Raw genomic sequence first — 7,747 nt, 5'->3', positions numbered from 1 at the left:
TGGCGGCAGTGAACATAAAGCAGCCCGACTTGTCAAAAGCCAGGTAGTTTTGTATACTTCCTCCCTGGTGTCCTGTCAGGGTCACGTACCTGACTGCAAGGGCAGCCAAAGACAGCGAGTGGCGCAAGCCTTAATTCCTCGCCGAGGCGCTAGTAGGGAAGCGTTTTTCGCCGATAACCATTGGGAACCCCCTAATCCCAAAACCAAGCGAGGGCTGGTTGTAGATGGTTGGTGGTCTGGGTTTTTGCCCATCCCCTAACCCTATACCCTACGCCCAACTAGGAGGAACTTTGCCTAGCAAGCGCAATATCGAAAACCTCGAGGCGCTCACCGCAACCCTCAAGGGTGCGGAAGGCTCGTTCTTCGTGGTGAACTACCAGGGGCTCGAAGCTGGTCCCACCGGTAAGCTCCGCAAGGCGGTGCGGGAAAAGGGCGGCGAGATCATCGTTGCCAAAAATACCCTTATCCGCAAAGCCATGAGCGACCTGGGGTTGCCGGCTATCGAAGGCCTGAGCGGCCCCTCGGCAGTGGTGATCTTCAACGACCCTGCCGGAGCTGCCAAGGCCCTCAAAGAGTTTGCCAGAACGAACGACAAAGGCATTCCGGCCCTCAAGTCGGGGGTGCTCTCGGGACAGGCTCTCACGGGCCGACAGGTAGAGATCCTGGCCGACCTGCCCAGCCAGAAGGAACTGCAGGCCGAACTGGTCGGTGTGCTGTCTGCCACGATGTCCAACTTCGTGGGGGTACTGGGGGCGAAGGCGCAGGAATTGGTGGGCATCCTGGATGCCCAGGTTCAGAAACTAGAGGCCGCTTAGGCCAGTGGGCCGATCGCGGCCCAGTAGGAGGAGAAAAATGGCTCTCGATATCACTGCTATCAAATCCCAACTCTCCGGCGCGACCGTGCTGGAACTCAAGCAACTCATTGACGAACTCAAGGAGGAGTGGGGCGTGACCGCTGCGGCTCCGGTGGCCGTGGCCATGTCGGGGGTTGCGGCTGGGGCTGCTGCACCGGCGGTCGAAGAAAAGACCGAGTTTGACGTCGTGCTCAAGGATGCGGGCGCTCAAAAGCTCAACGTTATCAAGGAACTCCGGGTCATCACCGGGCTGGGGCTGAAGGAAGCCAAAGACCTGGCCGAAGCTGGCGGTAATGTCAAGGAAGGCATTTCCAAGGACGAGGCCGAGAAGATTAAGAAGCAGCTCGAGGGTGCAGGTGCTAAGGTCGAACTGAAGTAACGGTGGCTTAACCGAAACCCCCGGGAAGTTCTGCCTGGGGGTTTTGTCTCTTTCTCATTCCTGCTGGTGGTCTCTACCGCATGGCTCATCTTAGCCACCAAGCAGTCTCAACAAGGCTCTGTCCTGATACCGGTTTCGTAAAGACATTCATCCATACCATCTGGGTATTTGCGAGGCCCAGTATGCGCTCTGTACGCCTCCGGGTTAGCGGCATACTCGCACTAGGTCTGGATCGTGGGCCGACCAGCACTCACTCGGGAATTGCGCACTGCACATATTTGTCACCGAAACCCATTTGTACATCTGACCTGGGTGCAAGAGCCTACCGAGGGGAGACGTTCGGCCCGAACCTGGCATGAGGGGTATTCCCTAGGCAACCATCAGTACGGGCTGCGCTGGCCGGGTACTCAGGGTGTTTGACCCTCTAAATTGTTGCAAGTGCTAGAAAATCCAGGGCACTCTGGCTGATTCTATGGCTGTGCTCTACCAGATTGGCCAGGCCAGGGCCAGCCAGATAGCTGCCGGTGAGGAAAAGACCTGGGGCGTGCACCAGCTCCCGCTCGAGGTCGGCCACCCGACGGGACTGGCCCTGGGTGAAGTGGGGCCGCGAGGAAGGCTGACGGAATACCCAAGCCGCCAGCGGACGCACCCTGGTGTGCATGCGTTTGCTCACATCGAGTTGGGCTAGCCGGGAGAGTTCGCTGTCGGTGGATCGGGCAATTTCCCCCGCGAACTGCACTCGAGCCAGCGCCATCTCTTCGCCGGGATGGGCCACCCTGAGGGAGGTGCAGGCATAGCCCTCACCTCTGGCGAAAAAGTACTCGCCTGGCCCGCTGGCCAGCTCGCGGTGTCGGTAGAGCTGATAAACCTTTGCGCTGTGCTGGTGAGAAAAATGGTTGAGCAGGGTGGTCATCTGGGGGGCCGAAGGGCGAAATACCCTGGCGGCCTGCGGTGCCGGGAGTGCCATGATGATGGCTTCGGCCTCGATCTTGCCGCCGCGCACGTGCACCTGCCAGCCCCTGGAATCGCGCGTCACAGCCCAGGCTTCGTGGTAGGGCAGCAGCCTGGCTTTCTGCAGCAGGCGGGTGCTCAGGGCTTCAATCAGGCCACCCATCCCGGTGATAAGATGCAGCCTTCCATCGGTGCTAAGCTGACGGCTGCCAGCCAGCAGACCCCCCTGGCGCTCGAGCTGAAGCAGGCGGCTAAATGCCGTAGAGGCCGATACTTCCTCCGCGGGGCCACCCAGCATCGCGCTCAGATAAGGCTCCAGCACCTCCCAGATTTCAGGGCCCAGTCTGCGCAAGAAAAAGGCCCCCAGCAGCTCATCATTGACCGAAGCGGATGCGGCAAAGCGTTCGGTACGAAGCCGCCACTTGACGTGGCGGCGAAAAGGCATCTCTGCGAGCTGGTGTAACCCAAACCCCGAGAAAAGATTCAGACCTTGTGGCAAAACCCAGTCCTGGCCGCTTTTCCTGACGACTCTTTGATGGCCTGGTAAGGGTTGTGGATCGAGCCCCAGTTGGGTGCTGAGGTTGAGCAGGGTGTTGGGGGTGTCGTCAAATGACTCTTCCCCTAGCTCGAGTGAAACCGCCTCCAGTCTGGCTGTTCGCGCACTGCCTCCAAAGCCACTGGTGGCCTCGAGGACGCTGACTTCCAGCCCAGCCTCCGCTACCCAAAAAGCTACCGCTAGCCCCGAGAGACCCCCGCCAATTACTGCGACTTTGCTCATAGTTTGGCCTTATAAGATACGCCGTGCAGGGTTTGTGGGGTCGCACAGATCCAACTCGTGCAGACATAAGCGCAACTTAACCACGCAGGCCCAGCTTGTTGTAACAATGCTCGTGCTCACCCTCCGATTCTATCCCGAGTACGGTGGTCTGGGGGCAGGGAGCGCTCTATACGGTAGTCCATTCACTCTGGATCGTCCAGCCTTCGGCCTGTAAGGATTTGGGGCCACCCCAATTCTGGGAGTACCCTGATCTGGCTCAACCGGCAGCAATGCAATGGGGGTGGGATAGTTCAACCCAGGCCGTGTTAGCATAATCCCACAAGCAGTTCTGGAACCAGTCGAAGCTTCGGGCTTTGGGGTGGAGATGGGCTGTAGCAGAGGTGTGAAAATGAAGCCAAAACAAGTACTTGTCCTGTTACTGCTGGCGCTGACCTCGCTGGCAATGGCCCAAACCGACCCGGTGGTGGCGATGGTGGGCAAATCCTCCATCACCAGGAGTCAGTTTGACCTGCAGTTCCGCCTGTTTGTGCGAGACGCCTTGCAGCAACGCGGTCAAGCCTACAGCCCTGAGTCCGAAGAGGCCTTTGCTCAGTTCAGGCCGCAGTATCTGGAACGCCTGGCAAGGGATCAGGCAATTATTCTGGCCGCTGAGGCAGCTGGTTTTGCTGCCAAAAACGCTGCAATTGATGAAACTATCGAGGAAGTAAAGTCTCAATTCGAAAACGAAGAGCAGCTCAACCAGGCGCTCGAAGAGGCCGGGATTCCCAGCCTGGAAGCCTATCGCAGGCTGGTATATGAGGCCCTGACCTACAATGCCTATCTTGAAAATCTGGTTAAGAGCTTGCAGATCAGTGACTCCGCCCTGCGTATGTTGTATCTGGTTTCCCGACCCCAATTTGCGGTTCCGGTACGCTATTGCTCTTCACACATCCTGGTCAAGACGGCCCAGGAAGCGAATCAAGTGATCGCGCGGCTAGGCCAGGGCGAGAAGTTTGCCAGCCTGGCCCAGGAGCTCTCGCAGGATCCCGGCAGTAAGAATGAAGGGGGCGAACTGGGCTGCGAACCCAAAGGCACTTTTGTCGCACCTTTTGAACTGGCCCTGGCTGCCCTGAAGCCCGGTGAAAGCTCCAAAACCCCGGTCAGAACAGAGTTTGGCTTCCACGTGATCTTGCTGAGCAAAGTTGAAGCTGCTGGTTTCCAGTCCTTTGATCAGGTCAAGGGTGGGCTGGATCAGGCGGTCAGGAATTCTGCTCTTCAAAAAGTGCTCGATAACATCGTGAGGCGCACCCCCACCAGGCTGTTCCCAGAAAACCTCCAGACCAAGTAGCGAAGGCATTTTCCATCCCAGGAATGAGCGGGGGTACGGCCTGTCCTGGAATTTGAGTAGCACCATCCAACCATTAAGCTACGCGCGGTCAGGTTGGCAGATGGGTGAGGAAGCGACTCGGACTGATCGCGTTTCCCCCTGCTACGGCGCACGCGGTGAGCTGTAATGTACGCCGCATAGCAAAAAAACGCTATGCGGCGGACTCGTATGAAACGCTCTAAGCCCGCTCCCAGCGCAGTACTCGAGGGGCTTTCGGCCCGTGCGCGGTGCAGATGTATGGTGGAACCACCTAGCCCAACCGTATTTCGGGCAAGCCCTGTACCAAGTGCTCGTCGTGGGTTGCTACGATCACAGCCGTACTGAGATCTCCGGACAAGCTGAGCATTAACTCCAAAACTTTCTCTGCATTGCGCCGATCCAGGCTGCCTGTGGGCTCGTCGGCCAACAGGAGTTTGGGACGATTGTAGAGGGCCCTGGCAACGGCGACGCGCTGCCGTTCACCGCCCGAGAGCGCCTTGGGGAGTAGATGGGCCCGGTGTAGCAGCCCTACCCGATTCACTAACTCCAGCCCCCAGTCGGGGTCTACCTTATTGGTCAGGTATCCTGGCACCAAAATGTTTTCCAGCGCGGTGAGTTCGGCTTGCAGGTAGTGGTGTTGAAAGATCAGGCCGGTAAACAAGAGCCGTCGTCGTGCCAGCACTTCTTCGCTCAGACCCCGAATGCTCTGGCCCTGCCACTGCACATCCCCAGACTGAATGGCCAGCAAACCTGCCAGAAGGTGCAAAAGGGTAGTTTTGCCGCTGCCAGATGGCCCCAGGATAACCCGTACCTCGGCTTTATGCACGGCAAAACCAAGGTTTTGGAAGAGCTCAACCTCACCATAGCCAAAACCCAGATGCAGAGCTTCCAGTACTGGACTGCTGCCTGCTATTGGCAAACCGTTACGCACCCTTGTAGAGTGTACCTGATGTTGGCTGACATGCAGGTGCTTGCAAAGACCCCGCTCTTTCAAGGGGTACCGCCTCAGGCGCTCGAGGTGGCCAGAGAATCTTTTGTGACCCGCAGCTACCCGGCGGGTAAACAAATTTTCGAGGCCGGGGATATGGGGGCTGCCCTGTACATTGTCCAGAGCGGGCAAGTGCGCATTTACCGAACCTACCTGGATGGCCGTGAGCGGATGTTTGCCTACCTAGGCCTCGGCGAGGTGTTTGGCGAGATGAGTCTGCTCGATGACCAGCCCCGCAGCGCTTCAGCCGAGACCACCGTGGATTCGATGCTGCTGGTCCTGTACCAGGATGCCTACTGGAGCCTGGTACGCAAATGGCCGGAAATTCTGCACAATCTTGCCACCATCCTGGCGCGACGCCTGCGCGAAGCCGACCTCGAGCTGGAAGTCCTCTCTTTTGAAGAGGCCCGGGGCCGGGTGGCCTATGCCCTGACCAAGCTGCGCAAGCAGCGCTACGGCGATGGGGTCAAGATGAAACTGACCCACCAGGAGCTCGCCCAGCTCTCTGGAACCAGCCGCGAGACCGTAACCCGTGTGCTGCATGCACTTCGTGGGGAAGAACTGGTCAAGGTGGGTTCAGGTTTTGTGGAAATCCTGGATCCTGCGGGTCTGGAAGAAGTGTGGTTCGGTTTGCGCTAACCCTGGTATTTAACTTATGGTCGGCGGCAACGGCAATTCCCAATCTTTTTGGTGGAGTCTCTTTACATTAATGCAGGTTAATCCCTTATGATTCCCTTCGTCCCCATCTATGCCTCAGATCGCTCCCTCGATTCTTGCCGCCGACTTTACCCGCCTGGGTGAACAGGTGCTGGCGTGTGCCGAGGCGGGTGCTGACCTGATCCATGTGGATGTGATGGATGGGCGTTTTGTGCCCAACATCAGCATGGGGCTGGTGGTGGTGGAAGCCCTGCGGCGCGTGAGCCCACTGCCACTCGATGTACACCTGATGATCGTCGAGCCAGAGCGCTATATTGCCGACTTTGCCAGAGCGGGAGCCCATTACCTGACTTTCCACCCCGAAGCTACACCGCACGTACACCGGGTGCTCCAGCAGATCAAAGAGCACGGAGTCAAAGCGGGCATGGCGGTGAATCCCGGTACCCCCCTGGAATACTTTGAGCCTGTGCTGAGCGATCTGGATCTGGCTTTGTTGATGACGGTTAATCCGGGTTTTGGTGGACAAAAGTTTATCGAGCGAAGCCTCGAGCGCTTGAAACTACTCAAACCCATGCGCGATCGGCTCAATCCAGCCTGCCTGCTCGAGGTGGATGGGGGGATTAACCGCCAGATCGCCCCGCAGGTGGTGGCGCTTGGGGCGGATATCCTGGTGGCGGGTTCGGCGGTGTTTGAGGGCAGTATCCAGGAGAACATCGCTATGTTGAGGGAGAGTTATGCGTTTGCGGGCTGATCTGGTTCCCCAGGACAATCTGAGCTACCAGGACGTGGTACTGGTGGTGGATGTAATTCGGGCCACCACCACTGCGACGGCTTTTCTGGAAGCTGGCGCCAGCGGCTTGTATCTGACGACCGGGCTGGAAAACGCTCGAGCCTTTCGGGATGCGGATGTGGTTCTGGCGGGCGAGGAAGGGGGTCTCAAACCCGCAGGCTTTGATTATGGTAACTCGCCCAGAGAGGCCAAGGAAGCGCCGGTGGGGGGCAAAATTGTGGTGTTGAGCACCACCAACGGCACCCGTACCGCGCACCTGGCGGCCCGCAGCGCCAAACATGTGTTGCTGGCCTCGCTCTACAACGCCCACGCTGCAGCCCGCCTGGCTCACCAGCTCGCCACGGAGGAGGTTGCGATTCTGTGTGCGGGTAAGGAGGGGCGCATTGGCCTGGACGATGTGTATACGGCTGGTGTACTGGCAGAGTTTCTGCAAATTATGGGGCCATATGAACTCGAGGATGGCGCCCTTACAGCCCTCACGACCCGTCGCACCTTTCCTGATCCCCTGGAGCCGCTGCACCTTTCCGGGGCAGCCCAGGCCTTGCGGCAGGTGGGACTGGAAGCCGATGTGCCTTTCTGTGCCCAGATTGCCGCTTCTCCAGCAGTGGGTGTGCTCGAGGGGCGGGTGGGAGATGCCTTGATTTTCAAGCGGGCCCAGCGACCAGCCAACGGGAGCCAGAGCCAGATCGCGACCGTTTGAGTCCGGCGGGAAGCAGTAGGCGATCCCCTTTGGAACGGTCTACAGGCTATCCACCCAGAGCGGTTTCAGGAACCATCACGGGGGTGTCGGAAGCCAAAGACTCCACCGCAGAGGCGGTTTGCGTACCCTACGGCGGCGGAATAAATATGCCAACCGCCGGGGTGGTCATCCACTGCGGGATGCTCCGATGTCCGCATACCAGCAAGACGTAACGCCACGGGCGTATACCGGATTCAAAAAGATGATCCTCCAACCCGGAGACCTCGAGGCTCTCTTTTTTGAAGCCTGGAGCACCCCCCTCCCGG

Annotated in this window: 8 protein-coding genes; 6 read left to right on the top strand and 2 right to left on the bottom strand. The window is 58.7% G+C overall.

The features are described 5' to 3' along the window. Positions 1-290 precede the first annotated feature (290 nt). A complete protein-coding gene (gene rplJ, locus Q0288_RS04315) occupies positions 291-815 on the top strand; it encodes a 50S ribosomal protein L10 (RefSeq protein ID WP_299427712.1) in 525 nt (174 codons plus the stop codon). A gap of 37 nt (positions 816-852) precedes the next feature. Then, entirely contained in the window at positions 853-1,233 is a 381-nt protein-coding gene (gene rplL / locus Q0288_RS04310; RefSeq protein ID WP_299427709.1) for a 50S ribosomal protein L7/L12, read from the top strand. Between the two features lie 424 nt (positions 1,234-1,657). Here the strand turns inward: rplL and Q0288_RS04305 are convergent, their stop codons facing one another. Then, entirely contained in the window at positions 1,658-2,962 is a 1,305-nt protein-coding gene (locus tag Q0288_RS04305; RefSeq protein ID WP_299427706.1) for an FAD-dependent oxidoreductase, read from the bottom strand. Between the two features lie 388 nt (positions 2,963-3,350). Here Q0288_RS04305 and Q0288_RS04300 point away from each other — a divergent pair, with 388 nt between their 5' ends. Further along, entirely contained in the window at positions 3,351-4,289 is a 939-nt protein-coding gene (locus tag Q0288_RS04300; RefSeq protein WP_299427703.1) for a peptidylprolyl isomerase, read from the top strand. Between the two features lie 289 nt (positions 4,290-4,578). Here Q0288_RS04300 and Q0288_RS04295 read toward each other — a convergent pair whose 3' ends face one another. After that, the gene (locus tag Q0288_RS04295; protein ID WP_299427700.1) at positions 4,579-5,238 is read right to left on the bottom strand and encodes an ATP-binding cassette domain-containing protein; all 660 of its coding nucleotides are present in this window, start codon (positions 5,236-5,238) and stop codon (positions 4,579-4,581) included. 18 nt (positions 5,239-5,256) lie between these two features. On the opposite strand from Q0288_RS04295, the gene Q0288_RS04290 reads away from it, so the two are divergent. The 3 genes from Q0288_RS04290 (at position 5,257) to Q0288_RS04280 (ending at position 7,442) form a co-directional block, all read left to right on the top strand. Then, a complete protein-coding gene (locus Q0288_RS04290) occupies positions 5,257-5,934 on the top strand; it encodes a Crp/Fnr family transcriptional regulator (RefSeq protein ID WP_299427698.1) in 678 nt (225 codons plus the stop codon). A 109-nt stretch (positions 5,935-6,043) separates the two neighbouring features. Beyond that, positions 6,044-6,703 (top strand): ribulose-phosphate 3-epimerase, encoded by a 660-nt coding sequence (rpe, locus tag Q0288_RS04285; protein ID WP_299427695.1) that lies wholly within the window; start codon positions 6,044-6,046, stop codon positions 6,701-6,703. Next, the gene (locus Q0288_RS04280; protein ID WP_299427692.1) at positions 6,687-7,442 is read left to right on the top strand and encodes a 2-phosphosulfolactate phosphatase; all 756 of its coding nucleotides are present in this window, start codon (positions 6,687-6,689) and stop codon (positions 7,440-7,442) included. The genes rpe and Q0288_RS04280 overlap by 17 nt, the downstream gene beginning before the upstream one ends. The last annotated feature ends 305 nt before the right edge of the window (positions 7,443-7,747 follow it).

The organism is uncultured Meiothermus sp. (assembly GCF_937863175.1).
GTDB lineage: Bacteria > Deinococcota > Deinococci > Deinococcales > Thermaceae > Meiothermus.
The sequence above is the reverse complement of the archived record's forward strand: the minus strand, read 5'-3'. Positions and strand labels throughout refer to the sequence as shown.

Bases quoted from the DNA above. Each gene is read 5' to 3' on its own strand.
- rpe (WP_299427695.1), top strand. From the start codon at position 6,044: ATGCCTCAGATCGCTCCCTCGATTCTTGCCGCCGACTTTACCCGCCTG.
- Q0288_RS04305 (WP_299427706.1), bottom strand. From the start codon at position 2,962: ATGAGCAAAGTCGCAGTAATTGGCGGGGGTCTCTCGGGGCTAGCGGTA.
- Q0288_RS04300 (WP_299427703.1), top strand. From the start codon at position 3,351: ATGAAGCCAAAACAAGTACTTGTCCTGTTACTGCTGGCGCTGACCTCG.
- Q0288_RS04280 (WP_299427692.1), top strand. From the start codon at position 6,687: ATGCGTTTGCGGGCTGATCTGGTTCCCCAGGACAATCTGAGCTACCAG.
- rplL (WP_299427709.1), top strand. From the start codon at position 853: ATGGCTCTCGATATCACTGCTATCAAATCCCAACTCTCCGGCGCGACC.
- Q0288_RS04290 (WP_299427698.1), top strand. From the start codon at position 5,257: ATGTTGGCTGACATGCAGGTGCTTGCAAAGACCCCGCTCTTTCAAGGG.